Below are 19,167 nucleotides of genomic sequence, written 5' to 3'. Positions count from 1 at the left end.
GCTCACCGGGCCGTGGTCATGGCCGGGGCCGGGCTCTCGGCGTCCTCGGCGTCCGCCGTGCGGGTGCGCTCGCGCTCCACGGCCTCGTAGAGGGCCTTGATGTTGCCGCTGCCGAACGTGCGGGCCTCGACGCGCTGGATGAGTTCGAAGAAGACGGTGCGCCGGGGGTAGGGGGACCGGGTGAATATCTGGATGAGGTGCCCCCATTCGTCCTGGTCCACCAGCAGGCTCAGTTCGCGGAGCACCTCGGTGTCCACCCCGACGTCGATGCCCCGGCCGGCCAGGCCGTTGTAGTACTCGGCGGGGGTGGAGAGGAACTCCACGCCGCGCTCGGCGAGGCCGCGCACGGCGTCGGTGATGGCGTCGGTGCCGAACGCGATGTGCTGGACGCCCGGGCCGCCGAAGTTGTCGAGGAAGTCGTGGAGCTGGCCGCGCTTTCCCTCCGCCCGGGGCTCGACCATGGTGAACGTGATGCCACGGGTCTCGTCCTGGACCACCTTGGAGTCCATGACCTGACCGCCGACCTTGATCGACTCGTCGTAGGTGTGGCGCAGCCCCAGGGCCCGCTCGTAGAAGGAGACCCAGGTGTCGAGCGATCCGGGCGTCAGGCACAGGGCGAGGTGGTCGACGCTGCGCAGCAGCGGGGCGGCCGGTTCGCCGGACGGCTCCACGGGCAGCGGGCGGTAGCGGCCGGGCAGGAAGGCGCCGCCCGGGGTGTCGCGCTGGACGAGGGAGTGGTGCAGGCCCTCGTGCGTCCCGATGACGGCGACGACGACCCGGCCGGCCCCGTCCTCCTCGAAGACCCGCGGCTCCTGGACGGCCTCGGCTCCGGCGGCGACCGCGCGGGCGAAGTCGGCGGCGACGTCGGTGGAGGAGAAGGCGACGTCGCGCACGCCGTCGCCGTGCCGGGCGACGAACTCGGCGCCGGGCTGTCCCGCGTGCCCGGCGGACGTCACGACGAGGCGGACGCCGCCGTGCGCGAGGACGAGGGAGTGCCCGTCGGTGAACCCGGTCCCGGGCCCCGCCTCGGCCTCGATGTGGAATCCATAGGCCTCGCAGAAGTAGCGGGCCGCCTCGGCGGCGTCGGCTACCTGCAGGCCGACGTGGTCGACAGCGTGCACGGTCATGACTTTCACCTCTGTCGTGCGATGGGGGGTTGGGCACGGCGCCGCACGGGTACGGGACGCGGCGTTGCGCCCCGCACGGCCTGTCGCCGACGCGGACCGCCGGCCGAAGCGCCTCGACGTGAACACGGCCCGATAACGCGAACGGCATTACGGGATGGGGGTCGCCAATGCCGAACAAAGATCATCCTTGTCATTGCCCCGACAACGAAGCAAGGGTGATTTCCGGCCACCTCCGCTCGGGTGTGCCGCCGGGGAAGGCCGCAGGGGGACCTCCTCCGCGGCTCGTGCACCGCCCCTTTCGCATCTGTCCCCCATACGTGAACATGGCTGTGATCGTGGGACTTTGCAGCTGACGGTGGCACGGGACCCGGGAGGCCGGTCGATGGGCGCGGAGCGACGGACGGACGACAGTGTGTGCATCGGGGCGGTCGTCCCGCGCTCGGGACGGCTGGCTCGTCTAGGGGATCCCCTCGACTTCGCCCTGGGCCGCCTGGCGCCCCGGTTGCCGTCGGTCAAGGGCGCCACCCGGCGGTATCCGCTCCGCCTCGCGGCCCGTGACAGCCGGTCGCACGCCGAGGGCGCGCGGCAGGCGGTCGCGGAGCTGGTGCGCGACGAGGGGGCCCGGGTGGTGATCACCATGGCGGGCACCCGGGTGCTGCCCGCCGTGGCCGACGCCTGCGCGGAGCTGGGGGTGCCGTGCGTGTCCACCACGTTCCCCTGGCAGGCCTATGTGTTCGGCAGGGGCGGCGACACGGACCGCCCCTTCCCGTGGACGTACCACTTCGCGTGGGGGCTGGACGACATCGCCACGGTCTTCGCGGAGATGTGGGAGCGCGTCGGCGCCCGGCGGACGGTGGGCTGTCTGTGGAACGACGACGCGCAGGGCGAGTTCCTGCGGCACCCCGTGCACGGCTTCGTCCCGGTGGCGGCCGCCCGCGGCCACCGGCTGGTCGACCCGGGCGGCTACCGGGAGCCGGCCACCACGTTCGCCGGCCACATCCGGCACTTCGCCGACGCCGGGGTGGAGATCGTCACCAGCGCGGCCACCGTCGAGGACCTGACGCTCTTCCACCGGCAGGCCGGGGAGGCCGGGCTGCGGCCGCGTCTGATCACCTGTTCGCGCTGGCTCGCCTACCCCCGCGACCGGGCCCAGGTGGACGCCCTGGCGGGCACCGACATCGCCACCCTGGTCTACTGGACACCGCGCCACCCGTTCTCCTCCTCGCTCGACGGCACCGGCGCCGCGGAGCTGGCGGACGCCTACCAGCGCGCGACGGGCAAGCCGTGGCTGCAACCCCTCGGGCTCGCCCACGCCTTGGTGGAGATCGCCGTGCACGCCCTGGCCACCGCCGACGACCCCACCGACCGGCACGCCGTCGCCGCGGCCGTCGGCCGCACCCGGCTGTCGACCGTCGCCGGCCTGATCGACTTCACCGCCGGGCCCACCCCGAACATCGCGCTGCTGCCGCTGATCGGCGGGCAGTGGCAGCCCGGCCGCGACCACCCGCACGAACTGGCGCTGGTCACCAATACCCGTTTCCCCGCGCTGCCCGTGGACGCGGACCTCACGTTGGCGCCGTGACGGCTGCGCCTGAGCTTGACCCTGCCGCTGCGCGGCGGTGTCCTCAATCGCCGGACGGGCTCAATCCGAGCCCGTCCGGCGATTGAGGACGCGCCCGCAGGGCGCCCGCCGCCGCAGGCGGCAAAGACGGCCCGCAGGCCGAAGAACCCGGCGCGGCCCCGGCGGTACGGCACGGCACACGGCGGGTAGGCCGTGGGCCATGCGGATACCTAGACCCTCCGGGGCACCCGGTGCCCCTCCCCCGCCTCTTCCGGCCGACGGGGACGGCCCACCGCTCAAGCGGGTCATCGGCCCGAAGCTCCTGCTCCTCTTCGTCGTCGGCGACATCCTCGGCACGGGGATCTACGCGACCACCGGCAAGGTGGCGGGGAAGATCGGCGGGGCGCTGTGGCTGCCGTTCGTCATCGGCTTCCTCGTGGCGATCCTGAGCGCCGCGTCGTATGCCGAACTCGTCGGCAAGTACCCCAGGGCCGCCGGAGCGGCCCTCTACATGCACAAGGCGTTCAAGGTCCCCTTCCTGACGTTCATCGTCGCCTTCATGGTGATGTGCTCGGGCCTGGCGTCGGCGAGCGCCGCGGCCCGCGCGTTCGGCGGTGACTACATGGCGGAGTTCGTGGACCTGCCGCCGACCCTGGTCGCGGTCCTCTTCGTGCTGGCGCTGGCGGTGCTCAATCTGCGCGGCGTCTCGGAATCGGTGCGGACCAACGTCGTGCTGACCCTCGTCGAACTGTCCGGACTGCTGCTCGTCATCGGCGTCGGGGTGTCCGCCGTGCTCGCGGGCGACGGACAGCCGGCGCGCCTCGCCGAGTTCGACACCGGCGGCTTCGGGTACACCGCGCTCACCGGTGTGCTCGGGGCGACGGCGCTCGGGTTCTTCGCCTTCCTCGGCTTCGAGGACTCCGTCAACATGGCGGAGGAGACCCGGGATCCGGCCCGCACCTTCCCCCGTGCGATCTTCCTGGGGGTGGCGGTCACCGGCACGGTGTACATCCTGGTCGCGCTCGTGTCCTCGCTGCTCGTCGACCACCGCACGCTCCAGGGGTCCTCCGGGCCGCTCCTGGAGGTCGTACGGGTGGGCTGGGCCGGTTTCCCGCCGCGGCTGTTCGCGCTGATCGCGCTCTTCGCCGTCACCAACTCCGCCCTGATCAATCTGATGATGGCGTCCCGGCTCTGTTACGGGATGGCGAACGAGCGCATCCTGCCGCGTGTCATGGCCCGGGTACTGCCGCGCCGCCGCACACCGGTCGTCGGCATCGTCTTCACGACCGTGCTCACCGTGGCGCTGGCGTCGACGGGCGAGATCGCCGGGCTCGGTGACACGGCGGCGTTTCTGCTGCTGTGCGTTTTCGCGCTGGTCAACGTGGCGGTGCTGGTGCTGCGCAAGGACCGGGTGCCCCACCGTCATTTCCGCGCCCCCACCGTGCTGCCGGTGCTGGGCGCGGTCACCGCCCTGACCCTGGCGAGCCCGCTGGCCGACCGCCCGGCGGATGTCTATGTGCGGGCGGGGGTGCTGCTCGTGATCGGTGTCGCGCTGTGGGCGGTCAACAGGATCGCGCTCGGCGGCGGCACGCAAGGGGCGGGCCGGACTTGAGGACACCTGCCGCCCGAGGGCGCCCGGCCCCCGGAGGGGAGTTTCGGCTTGTCGTGAAATGGGGAGGCGCGCACCGCCGTTCGGGGTGACACTGGGTCCGTGCTGATCATGGACGCCGTCCTGGAGACCTACGCCTCCGCCGACTTCACCCTGTGGCCCGTGGCCGGTGAGGCGGCCGGTGAGGCGCTCCCGCTCTCCGGGCGGCTGTCACCGCCGGAGGTCGGGACCGCGATCGCGGTGTGGACCGGATACAACGGCGCGGTCCTCGCGGACGAGGCCGCTTACGTGCCCGACGGACCCGAGCTGATCCGCCGGACGATCGCGGTCGACCGCACCCTCTGGCCGGGCGGCCTGCGGGTGCGGGACACCGCCGGCGGGGTGTCGGTCTCCTCCGGTTGCTGTTGCGGCCTGGAGGACTGGCGCGAGTGGCTGGGGCTGCTGGGGGGTGAGGAACTGTGGCTGGGGCACGACCCGTCGCCGCGGGTGGAGCACGCGGGTCCGGTCGTCCGGTTGTGGCCCGACGACCGGGACGTGCCGGCCCCGCCCGCCGGGCGGCCCGTGGAGGTACCCAAGGATGAACTGCCCGCGCTGCTGCGGTCCGTCCAGGACGATCTGACGGGCTTCCTGACCGTCGTGGAGCGGTGGGGCGAGCGGTACGCCCCGTCTCTCGGCACCGAATTGGCCGCCAAGATCGACGAAGACCTGTCCGTCAGCGCGCCCTTGCGCCCGCCTCCCGGCGCCGCCGCGCCGGGCTGAGCGGGCTGAGCGGGCGGAGCGGGGCGGGGCGGGGCGGGCAGACACGACCCAGCGCCGCCCCCTTCCTTCAGGTCAGAACGGCAGCGAGAGGCCGCACTCGGGCGTGCCCTTGTCGTTCGGGTCCAGGGCCGAGAGGACCAGCTGCGCGGCGGCGGGATGGAGGGTCATCCCCGCGTGACCGACCCAGCTGCCCGGGCAGTGTTCCTGGACCGTGTGGTTGGTGACCCTCGCGCCCGCACCGGCGGTGAGGTACTGGTTGGTGTACGGGGTGACCACCCGGTCGTTGGTCGTGACGATCGTCGTGTAGGTGGTGCCGGGCACGGTGTCACCGCCCTCGTCCAGCTTGCGCGTGACCTCCGAGCCACGGGTCTGGTCGACGGCGGCCTGGCCCGCGAACCTGCCGACGATCCCCATGAGCCTCAGCGACTCACCGAGGTTGAGGAGGCTGCTCAGATCGGTGCCGTGGTTGCTCGGTGCGACACCGACGAGGTGGTCGACCTTCCCGGCACCGCCCTCGAACTTCAGGTACCAGCGCGGCAGCAGGCCGCCGCCCTGCGAATGGCCGACCATGTCCACCTTGTCGGCGCCCGTCCGCGCGAGCACCCGGTCGACGAAGGCGGCCACCTCCTTGGCCGACTGCGGCACCGGCCCGCTCGCCTTGATCACGGACCCGGCCGGTGCGCCGTAGTTGACGGTGTAGACGCAGTAACCGGCCTGCTTGAGCCGGGGCGACAGCGTCGCCCAGGTGTTGAGCGCGTTCGCCCAGGTGCCGTGGACCAGGACGACGGGACGGGGGTGCTCGGCCGAGGGGACGCAGTCCCAGTCGTTGGCTCCCTCCGGGGCGGCGTCCGGGGTGAGCACGGATCTGGCCACGGCGGCGAGGGTCCGGGGGTCGAGGCCGCTCAGGCCCGTAGGCCGGGGCGCTGCCGCGGCGGCGGGGGCCGGGGCGGCGGTCAGCCCGGCCATGAAGCAGGCCGCCGTGGCGGCGAGGAGGAACGAACGCAAAGGACGTGGCAAGGACATGGGAACCCCGTTGACTTCATCAAGCGCGATGATCTTCACCGCCCAAGACCGCGGTGCGCACACCGGGGTTGCCCGGCCGTCATGTCCGCTTAAATCGGAATACATCATTCCGACCGGCGACCACCTCGAGCGCGCCGTCGAGGGTGCATCGGTGGGTCGACATGGAGGTTATAGCCCGCCTTTTCGGCCGCCCTCGATCCCCGGCGATTGACTCAAGAGTGACGTTTATCCCACCCGTTGACCGGCCGAGGAGTGGAGGGGCGATCAACGGGCACCGGGCATAAAGCCGTAAATCCGCTTAGGCTAGCCTTACCTTATGACTCTGTCGCACGTGGGCCCCCCGACCTCGGGCCCCCCGGAGGCCCCCGCGGACCCGCGGTCCGCAGACACGCCGGGCACGCCGGCCACCTCGGGTACCCCTGGCATCCCTGGCGCCGGGGAGAAAGACCTCCCCGCCGGCCGCGAGGGGCTGCCCGGGCGTCCGCGCGGACGGCGGACCCTCCTGCTCGTGTCCGCCGCGCTCGCCCTGGCCGTCCTCGTGGTCGCCGCCCTCTCGCTGTCCATCGGCGCCGGCGAGGTCGGTCCCGGCGACGTACTGGACTACCTCCTGGGGCGCGACGGCGCGCGCGACAGTTCCCGGCTCTCCCTCGTCGTGGGGGATCTGCGCATCCCCCGCACCCTCACCGCCCTGCTCGTCGGCGCGGCGCTCGGCACCGCCGGGTGCCTGCTGCAGGCCGTCACCCGCAACCCGCTCGCCGAGACGGGGCTGCTCGGCGTGAACGCGGGGGCCTCGCTCGGCGTCGTCTTCGGCATCACCTTCCTGGGCGCGCAGAGCAGCTACGACTATCTGCTGTGGGCCTTCGGCGGTGCCGTCCTCGCCAGCGCGCTCGTCCTGCTCATCGCCGGCAGCCGGGGCGGCGGGTCACCGATGCGGCTGGTCCTCGCCGGCTCCGCCCTGGGCGCCACGTTCGGCGGCGTCACCAGTGTGCTGATCGTCAACTCCGCCGAGACCTACGACCGTTTCCGCTTCTGGGTGCTGGGCTCGCTCGCCGGTGTCGAGGGCTTCGGTGAACTCGGCCGGCTCGTGCCGGTGCTCGCCGTCGGCTTCGTCGTGGCCCTGCTCGTCGCCCGCCCGCTGTCCGCCCTGGCGCTCGGCGACGATCTCGCCCGGGGTCTCGGCCACCGTCCCTCCGTCATCCGTGTCGTCGTCGCCCTGGCGGTCACCCTCCTCACCGCCTCGTCGGTGGCGCTCGTGGGCCCCGTCTCCTTCCTGGGGCTGCTCGCCGGGTTCCTCGCCCGGGCCGTCACCGGACCCCGGCTCACGGCGCAGATCCTGCTCGCCGGGCTCATCGGCGCCGGCGTGCTGACCGGCGCCGACGTGCTGGCCCGGGTCGTCTCCCGGCCCTTCGAGGCACCGGTCGCCGTGATCATCGCCCTGTTCGGCGCCCCCGTCCTCATCGCCATCGTCCGCTCCAAGCGGCTGGGCGCGATGGGCATGACGGACCCGGCCACCACCGAGGGCGGGCAGCGTGCCGGACGCGCCTCCGTCGTACGGCGGCTGATCGGGCGGCTGCCGCGGCGGCACCGCGCGGAGACCCTGGTCCTGCGCCGCGGGTCCCTGTCGCTGCTGGTGCCGCGCCGGGCGACGCTCGCCTCGCTGTTCCTGGCGGCCCTGCTGGTGGCGGCCGTGGTGCTCTCCGCGTACGCGGGGCAGAGCGAGATGGGCATCGGCCGCACCTTCAACGCGGTCTTCGGCTCGGGCGACCGCTTCGATGTGCTGCTGGTACAGAAGTTCCGACTCGGCCGGATCATCGCCGGGCTCGCCGCGGGGGCCGCCCTCGGCCTCGCCGGCCTGCTGACCCAGACCCTCGCCCGCAACCGGCTCGCCACCCCCGAGCTGCTCGGTGTCAACGACGGCGCCACCGCGGCCGTGCTGCTGTCCGTGACCCTCAGCGCCACCGGTACGTTCGGCGCCTGGTGGGCGGGGCCGCTCGGCGCGCTCGCGGCGGTGCTCGTCGTCACCACCGTCTCCGGCGGTCTCGGCCAGCGCGGCTACCGCGTCCTCGTCGTGGGCCTGGCCATGTCGGCACTCGCCTCGGCCGTCACCCAGGTCGTCCTCTCCCGCCGCTCGCTGAACTCGGCCAGCTCGCTGTACGTCTGGACCTCCGGCAGTCTCAACGGCCGCGGCTACTCCGTCGCCGTCCCCGTGCTCATCGGCCTGGCCGTGCTGGTACCGCTGGCCCTCGTCGTCGCCCGTCAGCTGAACGTGCTGCGCTTCGACGACTCCACCGCCTCCTCCCTCGGCGCGAACCCCGCCCGGGTGCGGCTGATCTGCCTGCTGCTGGCGGTGGGCCTGGCCGGTCTGGCCGTCGGTATCTGCGGGCCGGTCGGCTTCGTCGCCCTCGCCTCGCCGGTCATCGCCGGACGGCTCGCCGGCCCGCTGCGGGTGCCGGTGCTGGGGTCGATGCTGACGGGTGCCGTACTGATCGTCCTGGCCGACACCGTCGGCCGGATCCTCTTCGACGGCACGGAGGTGCCGGTCGGCATCGTGACGACCGTGCTCGGCGGACCGTTCCTGCTGTGGGTGCTGCTGGGGCGCTCGGCGGCCGCGCGGGTGTAGCACCGCCGCCCCTTCCCGAACCGGCGGAAACCCAGCCCGGCCGGCGTTTGAGGCCACCGCGCGCAGCGCGGTCCGGGGCGCAGCCCCACCTGCCATCGCAAAAGGAAGCCCATGGAAATGAAGAGTCCGGTACTTCGTGAACTGGCCGCGGCCGTCCAGGCCGGCAAGCCCGACGCCATCGAGGCCTTCTGGCAGTACGCGGCGGCCACCGGCACACCGCTCGTCGAGGCCGACGCCACCGACCCCGCGTACCGGCTCGTCACGTTCGTCTGGCGGGACGACCCGCGGGAACCGGCCTCCGACGTCCTGGCGCTGCTGCACACCGTCACGGACAAGGACCGGCACGCGCACGACCTGACGCCGCATCTGATGGAGAAGGTGCCCGGCACGGACGTGTGGGCGATCAGCCACCGGCTGCGCGCCGACCACCGGGCGTCGTACCAGTTCTCCGTGGCGCGTGGCCCCCGCGAGGAGGCCCTGCGTACGGACCGCCGGTCGTGGCTGCGGGTCCTGGACACGGCCGTGCCCGACCCGCTCGCCGCGGGCCCCGCTCTCCCGGCCCGGGACGGCCGCAACCCGTCCTCCGTGATGGAGCTTCCCGACGCGCCCGCCCAGCGGTGGGTCCGCCGCCGGGAGTCCGTGCCGCGCGGGGAGTGGTTCGACTGTGTGGTCGACCGCCGGGCCGTGGGCGTCCATCTGCCCGCCGGGCACACCGCCGACGGCGGCCCGTACGCCGTCGCCGTCCTGCTGGACGGCGAGATGTGGGGCCCCGTGCTGGACTTCGGCGCGACCCTGGACAATCTGCGCGCCGACGGCCGCATGCCGCCGACCGTGACCCTGTTCGTCGAGACCATGGGCCGCGACCGGCGCGTGGCCGACCTCAGCTGCAGCGAGGAGTTCGTCGACTGGCTGGCGGACGTGCTGCTGCCGTGGGCCGCGCGCGCGTACGGGGCGACGGACGACCCGGCGCGCACCGTCGTGGCCGGACAGAGCGCGGGGGGCCTGACGGCGGCCTTCGCCGCCTTCCGCAGGCCGGAGCGGTTCGGCAACGCCCTGTCCCAGTCGGGTTCCTTCTGGTGGCCGGACGGGACCGAGTTCGACGGCGGCAGCGAGTGGCTGACCCGGCAGTTCGCGACGTGCGAGAAGCTGCCGGTCCGCTTCCACGTGGAGGTGGGACTGCAGGAGTGGATGCTGCTCCCGCAGAACCGGCATCTGCGCAACGTGCTGGAGGCCCGCGGCTATGACGTGACGTACCGGGAGTTCAACGGCGGCCACGACTACGCCTGCTGGCGCGGGGGGCTCGCCGACGGACTCGTCGGGCTGCTGGCCGACGGGGGCTGAATCGCCGCTGCGCGGCGGTGTCCTCAATCGCCGGACGGGCTCGAATTGAGCCCGTCCGGCGATTGAGGACGCGCCCGCAGGGCGCTCGCCGCCGCAGGCGGCAACGACGGCCCGCAGCCGAAGATCCGCCACAGGCCGGGCCTGTCCGGCCCGTCACGCCACGGCTTCCGCGCCTTCCGACGGCCGCGCCGGCGGCTCGTCGTCGAAGGGCGGCGGCGCGGGGGCGTCCTTGGGCAGGCGCAGCGCGAACAGCGTGCCGAGGGCGATGAGCGCGGCGGTGGTGAGGATCGCCGCCCGGTAGGGCCCCGGGGCGGCGTCGTGTGTGCCCGAGCCGCCGGCCGCCCCGATCACCGCGGCGGTGGCGGCGATGCCCAGCGCCCCGCCGAGGGTGCGCACGATGGTGAACAGCCCCATCGCCTGGCCCATGGCCGGGGGCGCGATGTCCGCGAACCCGGCGATCTGGACGGTGAGTACGGCCGTGCCCAGCACCAGGCCGACGCAGAACATCAATGCCCGCACCGCCCAGGCGTTCTCCGCCACGCCCGGCACCGCCAGCGCCGCGAAGACCGCCGTGGCGAGGACCAGCGCGGGTGCGGCGAGCAGCCGGGGGCCGAGCCTGGGCAGCAGTCGGTCGACGGCCTGGGAGGCCAGCATCAGGCCGAGTGCCTCGGGGAAGACGCTCAGGCCCGCGTCCAGGGCGGAGGCCCCGAGGGCCGCCTGGTAGAGCAGCGGGAAGGCGAACAGGACGCCCATCAGACCCGCCGAGGTGACCAGGGCCAGCACGGTGGCGGACCCGAAGACCTTGTCGCCGAGGAGCCCGACGTCCAGCAGCGGCGCCGCGGCCCCCCGCAGGTGGGCGCACGCCGCGACGAGGAGGGCCAGGCCGAGCAGCGCGCTGACCGCGATGGCCGGTGAGGTCCAGCCGTGCGAGGGGCCGAAGCCCAGCGCGTAGGTGAGCAGCCCGAGTGCGGGGGTGGCCAGCAGGAAGCCCCGGCGGTCGAAGCCGCCCCCGGTGCCCTCCACGTGCTCGCGCACGCCGAGGACGCCGAGCAGCACGGCGGCCGCGCCGATGGGCACGTTCACGAAGAACAGCCAGTGCCAGGAAAGGTGTTCGGTGAGGAAGCCGCCGAGCGGGGGGCCGAGCGCGGGCATCAGGGCCGTCGGCACGATCAGTACCTTCGACAGCTTCGTCCGCTCGTGCGGCGGGAAGGCGCGGAAGAGCAGCGTCATGCCGACCGGGGTGAGCAGTCCGCCCGCCAGTCCCTGGACGACGCGGGCGAGGACCAGCGTCGGGAGGTCCTGGGCCAGTCCGCAGGCCGCGGAGGCCGCGGTGAAGACGGCGAGCGCGCCGAGGAACACCCGCTTGGTGCCGTGGCGGTCGCCGAGCCAGCCCGCGACGGGCAGGGCCACGGCGAGGGCCACCAGGAAGGCGATCTCGACGGTGTTGGCCGCCGACACGGGCTCGCCGAAGTCCCGGGCGATGGTCAGCAGCGCCGGGTTGACGATGGTGGAGTCGAGACCGTTCATGCACATCGCCGCCGTGTAGACGATCACGACGGCGACGCGCGGGGAGAGCCGGCTCACCGGGCCGCCGGGGCCAGGTCGGTCCAGTGCGCGGATATCCAGTCGAGGGCGTCCTGCCGGGCGCACGGTCCGTGGACGGTGGTCCAGCCCTCCGGCACGGCGGCGAAGCCCGGCCAGAGGCTGTGCTGTCCCTCGTCGTTGACGAGGACGAGGAAGTCTCCGTCGCCGTCGAAGGGGTTGGCGGGTGCGTCGCTCATGGGGTCAGTTCTCCAGGTTCTGCAGTCGGCCGGCGATGACGCTCGCGATGTGCGCGATCGGTTCGGGCAGGGTCATGTCCTTGTGCGAGCAGGCGACGTCGGTGTTGTCGATGCGCCCGGTCACGTAGGGGGTCCAGGTGTCGGGGGTCAGCTCGTCGTCGATGGTGTCGACGGTGGCGCGGAAGAAGAGCACGTCGCCGTGGAAGACCCGGTGGTCGAAGCCGCGGACCAGGTGGTTGGTGTTGAGGTAGGTGGTGTTGAGGGCCTCGATGGTGCTGTCGTCGAGGCTGGCCAGCGGAGAGCCCTCGCGGCGCAGCACCTCGGTGACGTGGGCGAGTTCGAAGGGCTTGCCCGCCAGGCTGTCGGGTCCGTAGCCGCCCATGGCGAGCAGGGCTTCGAGGGCTTCGGCCTGGTCGGGTACGGGCAGCGTGCGGAATCCCTCGGCCGGGTAGGCGTCGAGGATCGCGAGCAGTTCGACCTCGTGGCCGAGGTCCTGGAGCCGGGTGGCCATGCCCTGGGCGATGATGCCGCCGGTGGACCAGCCCATGAGCCGGTACGGCCCGTGCGGCTGGACCTCGCGGAGCCGGTCGACGTAGTGGGCGGTCAGCTCCTCCATCGTCGCCGGGAGCGGGTCGGCGGCAGTGGCCGGGCCGACGCCCTGGGCCTGGAGGCCGTAGATCGGGACGTCGGCGGGGAGGTGGCGGATCAGACCGGCGTAGCACCAGCTGAGGCCGCCGGCCGGGTGCACGCAGTACAGCGGCGCCCGGTCCCCGTCCTTGGCCGGGCGCAGCGGCAGCAGCACGTCGAGGGCGTCGGTGCCTGCCGCGGCGTCCAGTGCGGTGTCGAGGGCGGCGACGGTGGGGGCCTGGAAGATCGTGCCGATGCCGACCTCCGCGCCGAGCGCGTCCTTGATCCGGCCGGCGAGGCGCACGGCGAGGAGGGAGTGGCCGCCGAGGTCGAAGAAGTTGTCGTCCACGCCGACCCGGGGCAGGCCCAGGACGTCGGCGAAGATCGCGCAGAGCTGCTCCTCGCGGGGCCCGCGCGGGGCGCGGCCCTCGGTGACGGCGGCGGTGAGGTCGGGGACGGGCAGGGCCTTGCGGTCGAGTTTGCCGTTGGCGGTCAGCGGCAGCCGGTCCAGGAGGACGACGGCCGAGGGCACCATGTGGGCGGGCAGTCCGGCCGCGGTGTGCTCGCGCAGCAGGGCCGGGGTGGTCTCGCGGGCGGGCACGGCGTAGCCGACGAGGCGCTTGTCGCCGGGGGTGTCCTCGCGGACGACCACGGCGGCGTCGGCGACGTCGGGGTGGTCGGCGAGGACCGCCTCGATCTCGCCGAGTTCGATGCGGAAGCCGCGGATCTTCACCTGGTGGTCGGCGCGGCCGACGTACTCCAGGGTGCCGTCGGGGCGGCGGCGGGCGAGGTCGCCGGAGCGGTACATCCGGCTGCCGCGCTCGCCGAAGAGGCGGGCGAAGGGGTCGGCGACGAACCGTTCGGCGGTCAGGGCGGGCCGGCCGAGGTAGCCGCGGGCCAGGCCCTCGCCGGCGACGTACATCTCGCCGGTGACGCCGGGCGGCACGGGCTGGAGGTACGCGTCGAGGACGTAGACGCGCAGGTCGGGGATGTTGACGCCGATGGTGCTGGAGGAACCGGCGGCGGCGCTCTCCCGGTCGAGGGCGATGTAGGAGACGTGGACCGTGGTCTCGGTGATGCCGTACATGTTGACCAGCGTGGGCGCGTCGTCGGCGTGGCGCTCGTACCAGTCGGCGAGGCGGCCCGGTTCGAGGGCCTCGCCGCCGAAGACGACGTAGCGCAGGGCCAGTTCCCGGCCGGGGTTCGCGCTGTTGTCCCGCTGGGCGTCCGCGGCGCTGAGCTGGTAGAAGGCGGACGGCGTCTGGTTCAGGACGGTCACGCCCTCGTCGGCGAGCAGCTCCAGGAAGGCCGCCGGGTCGCGGCTGACGAGGTGCGGCACGACCACGAGCCGGCCGCCGTGCAGCAGCGCGCCCCACAGCTCCCAGACGGAGAAGTCGAAGGCGTAGGAGTGGAAGAGGGTCCACACGTCGCTCTCGTCGAAGCCGAACCAGTGGTCGGTGGCGGAGAAGAGGCGGGCCACGTTGTGGTGGGTGACGGGGACGCCCTTGGGGCGGCCGGTGGAGCCGGAGGTGTAGATGACGTAGGCGACGTCGCCGGGGTGCTGGGCCCGGGTGCGGTCGTCGTCGGTCAGGTCCGTGGGCGGGTACGCGTCGGCTTCGGTGCCGTCGACGAGGACGACCGGTAGGTCGTGCGCCGGGACGCGTGCGGCCGTCGCGGTGTCGGTGACGACGGCGGCGGGGGCGGCGTCCTGGAGCATGTACGCGAGGCGGTCGGCCGGGTAGTCGGGGTCCATCGGCAGATACGCCGCTCCCGCCTTCGCCACCGCCAGCAGGCCCACGACCAGCTCCGGCGAGCGGGGCAGCGCCAGCGCCACGATCGAGCCCGGTCCGATGCCGCGCGCGGCCAGCAGCCGGGCCAGGCGGTTGGCGCGGGTGGACAGCTGTGCGTAGGTGAGGGAGGTGCCCCCGCAGGTGACGGCCGTGCGGCCGGGGTGCCGGCGGGCGGCGTCCTCGTACAGCTCGACGAGGGTCTGCTTGGCGGGGGCGGGCGTGGTGGGGCCGGTGTTCCACCCGACCACGGAGCGGTGCAGTTCTTCGGCGTCGAGCAGGGGCAGCCGGCCGATGGGGGTGTCCGGGTCGGCGACGGCCGCGGTGAGCAGGCCGGCGAGGTGGGTGGAGAGACGTTTCGCCGTGCCGGCGTCGAAGAGGTCGGTGCGGTATTCCAGGAAGCCGGATATGCCGCCGCCGGGTCGCTCCCCCGCGTTCAGGGTGAGGTCGAACTTGGCGGTGCCGGTGGGGACGGCATCCATGCGGGCGCTCAGGCCCGGGCCCATGGCGAACTCGGCGTCGGGCAGCGACTGCCAGGCCAGCATCACCTGGAAGAGCGGGTGCCGGGCCAGTGAGCGGGGCGGGTTCAGCTCTTCGACGAGCCGGTCGAAGGGCACGTCGGCGTTTTCGTACGCCGCGATCGTCGTGGCGCGGACGCGGCCGAGGAGGGTGCGGAAGGTGGGGGCCTCCCCGGTGGAGCCGGGGGACGTGTCGGTGCGCAGGACCAGGGTGTTGACGAAGAAGCCGACGAGGTCGGCGGTCGTGTCGTCGTCGCGGCCGGCGACGGGGGTGCCGAGCGGGATGTCGGTGCCGCAGCCGTAGCGGGTGAGGAGGGTGGCGAGGGCGGCCTGGACGGCCATGAAGACGCTGGTGCCGGTGGTGCGGGCGAGCTGTTCCAGGGCGGCGTGTGTGCGCGCGTCGAGGTGGAAGGGGACGGTGGCGCCCGCGGTGGACGCGACGGCGGGGCGCGGCCGGTCGGTGGGCAGTTCGAGCTGGTCGGGCAGGCCGGCGAGGGCCTGCTTCCAGTGGCCGAGCTGGCGGGCGGCGAGCGCGGTCGGCTCCTCCGCGGTGCCCAGGAGGCGCTGCTGCCAGGCGGTGTGGTCGGCGTACTGCACGGGGCGGTGCGGCAGTTCGGGGGTGCGGCCGGCGGCGCGGGCGGTGTAGGCGGTGGCGAGGTCGCGGGCCAGCGGGGTGGTGGAGGCGCCGTCGCCGGCGATGTGGTGCAGGAGGAGGAGCAGGGTGTGGCGGTCGCCGCCGTCGCCGAACAGCGTCGCCTTGAGCGGCGGTTCGGTGGCCAGGTCGAAGCAGTGGCGGACGGCCTCGGTCAGGCCGGCCCCGGCCGGTGCGGTGTGCAGGCGCGGGACGGCCTCGTCGGCGGTGAGGATCCGCTGGTGGGGCTCGTTGTCCGTGGCCGGGTACACCGTTCTGAGGGTCTCGTGGGCGTGCGTCAGATCGCTCAGGGCGCGCTGCAGCGCGTCGTGGTCGAGCGGTCCGGTCAGGGTCAGCACGAGGGGGATGTTGTAGGTGGGGCTGGGTCCTTCGAGGCGGTACATGAACCACAGCCGCTTCTGCGCCGGGGAGAGCGGCATGCGGTCCGTGCGGGGTACGGGCGTGAGCGCGGGGCGCTCCGCGCCCTCGGCCGCGGGGGCTTCGCGCAGGAGGGCGGCGAGCGCGGCCGGGGTGGGGTTGCGGAAGACGTCGGCGAGGCCGATGGCCGTGCCGAAGCTCTCGCGGATGCGGGCGGCGATGCGGCCGGCGGTGAGCGAGTGGCCGCCGAGGTCGAAGAGGCTGGCCTGCGGGGCGGGGGTGGCGTCCAGGCCGAGGGTGGTGGCGAAGAGGCCGCACAGGATCTCTTCGTGGGCGGTGCGGGGGCCGCTGTGGCCGGTGGTACCGCTCACGGCGGCCGGGTCGGGGTCGGGCAGGGCCCGGACGTCGAGCTTGTCGTTGGCGGTGCGGGGCAGGGCTTCCAGGGCGAGGATCGCGCCGGGCACCATGTGCTCGGGCAGCCGCTCGGCGAGGTGGGCGCGCAGCGCCTCGGGGTCGGCGACGGCGCCTTCGGCGGGGACGACGTAGCCGAGGAGCCGCTTGCCGGTGGCGGTGTCACGGGCGATCACGGCGGCCTGGGCGACCTGGGGGTGTGCGGCCAGCGCGGCCTGGATCTCGCCGAGTTCGATACGGAAGCCGCGGATCTTCACCTGGTCGTCGGCGCGGCCGAGGAATTCCAGGGTGCCGTCCGGGCGGCGGCGGACCAGGTCACCGGTGCGGTACATCCGTGCCCCGGGCTCGCCGTGCAGGGCGCCGAAGGGGTCGGCGGTGAAGCGCTCGGCGGTCAGGTCGGGGCGGCCGAGGTAGCCGCGGGCCAGGCAGGCGCCGGCGAGGTACAGCTCTCCGGTGACGCCGGGGGCGGTGGGCCGCAGGGAGGTGTCGAGGACGTAGGCACGGGAGGCGCGCACGGGTCTGCCCTGGGCGGAGCCGTTTACGCCCGGCACCCAGGAGTAGGCGTCGACGGTGGTCTCGGTGGGCCCGTAGAGGTTGAGGGGGGTGAGGCCCTCGGTGGTGGCCAGGCGGTGCCAGAGGGGTTCGGGCACGGTCTCGCCGCCGACGACGATCAGGGCCGGGTGGTGCCGTCCCTCCCCCAGCAGGCCTTCCGCGAGGAGCACTTCGGCGTAGGAGGGGGTGACGTCGAGGTAGTCGAGCCGGTGCTCGGCGACGTACGCGGTGAGCGCCGCGGGGTCGCGGTAGGCGACGTCGTCCAGGAGGTGCAGCTCGTGGCCGTGGACCATCCAGATGACGGGGTCCCAGGAGGCGTCGAAGGCGAACGACGCGCTGTGTCCGATCCGCAGCCGGTCACGGCCCGTGCGCCGCACGGCGGGGGCGATGTGGTCGGTGCCGTGCCCGGCGTGCAGATTGGCGAGGGAGGCGTGGGTGACGACGACGCCCTTGGGGCGGCCGGTGGAGCCGGAGGTGTGGATGATGTACGCGTCCTGGCCCAGGGCCGGAGCGGCGGGGGCGGTGTCCGGCCGCGCGTCGATCCGGGCCCGCGTCGCCGGGTCGTCGAGGAGCAGGACGGGCACGTCGTGCGGGGGGAGGCCGGCCACGGCGTCGGTGGTGCCGATGACGCGGCGGGGGCGGGTGTCCGCGAGGACCGCGGTCATGCGCTGCTCGGGGTGGCCGAGGTCGAGGGGCTGGCAGACGCCGCCGGCCTTGAGCACGGCGAACATCGCGACGAGGGTGTCGGCGCTTCTGGGCAGGGCGAGTGCGACGGGGTCCCCGGCCGTCACGCCCGCGTCGGCCAGTTCGTGGGCGAGCCGGTTGGCGGCGGAGTCCAGTGCGGCGAAGGTGAGGGCGGCACCGCCGCTGCGGACGGCGACGGCGTCGGGGGTGCGGGCGGCCTGCTCGGCGAAGAGTTCGGGCAGGGTCCGCCGGACGCGCTCCTCGGTGCGGCCCGCCGTGGCACGGCGGATCTCCGCCTCGTCCAGGAGGTCGATGCCTCCGATGGGGCGCTGCGGGTCGTCGAGGAGCAGCGCGGTCAGCGCGTCGAGGTAGCGGCGCAGACCGCGCTCGTGTCCGGCGAGCGACGGGCCGTCGTAGCGCGCGGCGTTGCCGTCGAGGCCGAAGCCCACGGATCCGTCCGGGGCGGGCGTGACGGCGAGGGCCAGGTCGTCGACGGGGCCGGCCGCGAGGTTGCGCACCTTGCCGGGCAGCGGACCGAACTCCAGGTCGCCCTCGAAGGCCTTGATGTTGACCATCGGTCCGAACAGGGTCCGCTCGGCGCCGCTCAGTCCGAGGTCGCGGCGCAGGTCCTCCTGCCGGTAGCGCTGGTGGCGGCGGACGGCACGCACTTCGAGGACGACGCGGCGCAGCAGTTCGGCGCCGGTGTCGTACGGGCTGACGGCGATGCGCAGCGGCATGACGTTGACGGTCATGGCGGGGGTGCGCAGGGCGGCGGGGCCGCGGCGGTTCATCAGTGGCAGGCCGAGCACGACGTCCTGGGTGCCGGTCGTCCGGTGCAGGTATCCGGCGGTGGCGGCGATGACGAGTTCGGCCCAGGTGGCCTTGACCGCGCCGGCGGCCTCCTCCAGACGGGCCATGGTGCCGGCCGGGAGCGCGGCGGCGTGCCGCAGCACGGTGCCGGCCGGGGCGGAGGAAGGGGAAGCGGAGGAAGGGGCGGTGTCGGCGGGGGCTGCCGGGGTGCCGGCGAGGGAGACGGGTTCGGGCCGGTCGGCGAACCGCGTGCGCCAGAAGTCCCGGTCGGCGGTGTGGCGTTCGCTCGCCAGGTACGCGGCCTCGTCGTCGACGAGTTCCCGGAGGGTGCCGAAGGGGTTCTCGGTGGGTTCCTCGCCCGCGGCGAGGGCGGTGTACAGCTCGGCGACGCGGCGGCCGATGAGCGTGAGGGCGTAGGCGTCGACGGCGAAGTGGTGGACGCGCTGGTACCAGTGGTAGCGGTCGTCGGCGACGCGGATGAGGGCCTGGGTGACCAGCGGCCCCTCGGTCAGGTCGACGGGGCGGGCGAGGTCCGCGCGCATCCAGGCGTCCGCCGCCTGGATCGGGTCGTCGGCCGTGCGCAGGTCGAGCCGGTGCAGGGGCCAGGGGCGGCCGGTCTCGACGCGTTGGGTGGGCACGGTGTCGCCGGCCGCGTCTTCGGCGTCGCTCTCCGGGGTCACGATCAGGGACAGCGTCTGCGCCTCGGCGACCGTCCGCCGCAGGGCGCGCTCGAACAGCTCCTCGTCCAGGGGCCCGTCGATCTCCACGCGGTCACCCGTGTTGTAGACCGGGTTGCCGGGGTCGAGCGCCTGGGCGTACAGAATCCCGGACTGCGCGGCGAGCAGCGGAAGTTCGGCAGGAGCGGTCTCGACCTGAGGGTGACGCATGGCGTGGGGACTCCCGATATCTGGCTTCGTTCCGGGCACGCCGTGTATACCCCGGCGTGTC

10 protein-coding genes are annotated in these 19,167 nt (G+C 73.8%); 5 read left to right on the top strand and 5 right to left on the bottom strand.

Annotation, left to right across the window (positions count from 1 at the left end):
• Positions 1 to 2 precede the first annotated feature (2 nt).
• Positions 3 to 1,127, bottom strand: a complete 1,125-nt coding sequence (hppD, locus tag ACZ6MA_RS24430) for a 4-hydroxyphenylpyruvate dioxygenase (protein WP_469436066.1) — start codon at positions 1,125 to 1,127, stop codon at positions 3 to 5.
• A gap of 382 nt (positions 1,128 to 1,509) precedes the next feature.
• On the opposite strand from hppD, the gene ACZ6MA_RS24425 reads away from it, so the two are divergent.
• The 3 genes from ACZ6MA_RS24425 (at position 1,510) to ACZ6MA_RS24415 (ending at position 5,056) form a co-directional block, all read left to right on the top strand.
• Complete coding sequence (locus ACZ6MA_RS24425) at positions 1,510 to 2,709, top strand: ABC transporter substrate-binding protein (protein WP_469436065.1); 1,200 nt, start codon at positions 1,510 to 1,512, stop codon at positions 2,707 to 2,709.
• A gap of 199 nt (positions 2,710 to 2,908) precedes the next feature.
• Complete coding sequence (locus tag ACZ6MA_RS24420) at positions 2,909 to 4,300, top strand: APC family permease (protein WP_469436064.1); 1,392 nt, start codon at positions 2,909 to 2,911, stop codon at positions 4,298 to 4,300.
• 108 nt (positions 4,301 to 4,408) lie between these two features.
• Entirely contained in the window at positions 4,409 to 5,056 is a 648-nt protein-coding gene (locus tag ACZ6MA_RS24415; protein WP_469436328.1) for a hypothetical protein, read from the top strand.
• Between the two features lie 72 nt (positions 5,057 to 5,128).
• Here the strand turns inward: ACZ6MA_RS24415 and ACZ6MA_RS24410 are convergent, their stop codons facing one another.
• Positions 5,129 to 6,079 (bottom strand): esterase/lipase family protein, encoded by a 951-nt coding sequence (locus tag ACZ6MA_RS24410; protein ID WP_469436063.1) that lies wholly within the window; start codon positions 6,077 to 6,079, stop codon positions 5,129 to 5,131.
• Between the two features lie 316 nt (positions 6,080 to 6,395).
• Between ACZ6MA_RS24410 and fhuB the strand changes: the two genes are divergently transcribed.
• The gene (gene fhuB / locus ACZ6MA_RS24405; protein WP_469436062.1) at positions 6,396 to 8,699 is read left to right on the top strand and encodes a Fe(3+)-hydroxamate ABC transporter permease FhuB; all 2,304 of its coding nucleotides are present in this window, start codon (positions 6,396 to 6,398) and stop codon (positions 8,697 to 8,699) included.
• Between the two features lie 117 nt (positions 8,700 to 8,816).
• A complete protein-coding gene (fes, locus tag ACZ6MA_RS24400; RefSeq protein WP_469436327.1) occupies positions 8,817 to 10,040 on the top strand; it encodes an enterochelin esterase in 1,224 nt (407 codons plus the stop codon).
• 153 nt (positions 10,041 to 10,193) lie between these two features.
• Here fes and ACZ6MA_RS24395 read toward each other — a convergent pair whose 3' ends face one another.
• Genes ACZ6MA_RS24395 through ACZ6MA_RS24385 form a run of 3 tightly spaced genes read right to left on the bottom strand, consistent with a single transcriptional unit; the run spans position 10,194 to position 19,106 of the window.
• A complete protein-coding gene (locus ACZ6MA_RS24395; protein WP_469436061.1) occupies positions 10,194 to 11,624 on the bottom strand; it encodes a DHA2 family efflux MFS transporter permease subunit in 1,431 nt (476 codons plus the stop codon).
• On the bottom strand, positions 11,621 to 11,821 hold the full coding sequence (locus ACZ6MA_RS24390; RefSeq protein ID WP_469436060.1) for an MbtH family protein: 201 nt from the start codon (positions 11,819 to 11,821) through the stop codon (positions 11,621 to 11,623). The genes ACZ6MA_RS24395 and ACZ6MA_RS24390 overlap by 4 nt, the downstream gene beginning before the upstream one ends.
• 4 nt (positions 11,822 to 11,825) lie before the next feature.
• Positions 11,826 to 19,106, bottom strand: coding sequence for an amino acid adenylation domain-containing protein (locus tag ACZ6MA_RS24385; protein ID WP_469436059.1), 7,281 nt, complete (start codon positions 19,104 to 19,106; stop codon positions 11,826 to 11,828).
• Positions 19,107 to 19,167 lie beyond the last annotated feature (61 nt).

The organism is Streptomyces sp. NPDC042259 (assembly GCF_055582085.1).
The sequence above is the reverse complement of the archived record's forward strand: the minus strand, read 5'-3'. Positions and strand labels throughout refer to the sequence as shown.

Excerpts from the sequence above, each read along its gene's own strand:
- ACZ6MA_RS24425 (WP_469436065.1), top strand. The coding sequence starts at position 1,510 with ATGGGCGCGGAGCGACGGACGGACGACAGTGTGTGCATCGGGGCGGTC.
- ACZ6MA_RS24410 (WP_469436063.1), bottom strand. The coding sequence starts at position 6,079 with ATGTCCTTGCCACGTCCTTTGCGTTCGTTCCTCCTCGCCGCCACGGCG.
- fes (WP_469436327.1), top strand. The coding sequence starts at position 8,817 with ATGAAGAGTCCGGTACTTCGTGAACTGGCCGCGGCCGTCCAGGCCGGC.
- ACZ6MA_RS24390 (WP_469436060.1), bottom strand. The coding sequence starts at position 11,821 with ATGAGCGACGCACCCGCCAACCCCTTCGACGGCGACGGAGACTTCCTC.
- ACZ6MA_RS24415 (WP_469436328.1), top strand. The coding sequence starts at position 4,409 with ATGGACGCCGTCCTGGAGACCTACGCCTCCGCCGACTTCACCCTGTGG.
- ACZ6MA_RS24420 (WP_469436064.1), top strand. The coding sequence starts at position 2,909 with ATGCGGATACCTAGACCCTCCGGGGCACCCGGTGCCCCTCCCCCGCCT.
- ACZ6MA_RS24385 (WP_469436059.1), bottom strand. The coding sequence starts at position 19,106 with ATGCGTCACCCTCAGGTCGAGACCGCTCCTGCCGAACTTCCGCTGCTC.
- hppD (WP_469436066.1), bottom strand. The coding sequence starts at position 1,127 with ATGACCGTGCACGCTGTCGACCACGTCGGCCTGCAGGTAGCCGACGCC.
- fhuB (WP_469436062.1), top strand. The coding sequence starts at position 6,396 with ATGACTCTGTCGCACGTGGGCCCCCCGACCTCGGGCCCCCCGGAGGCC.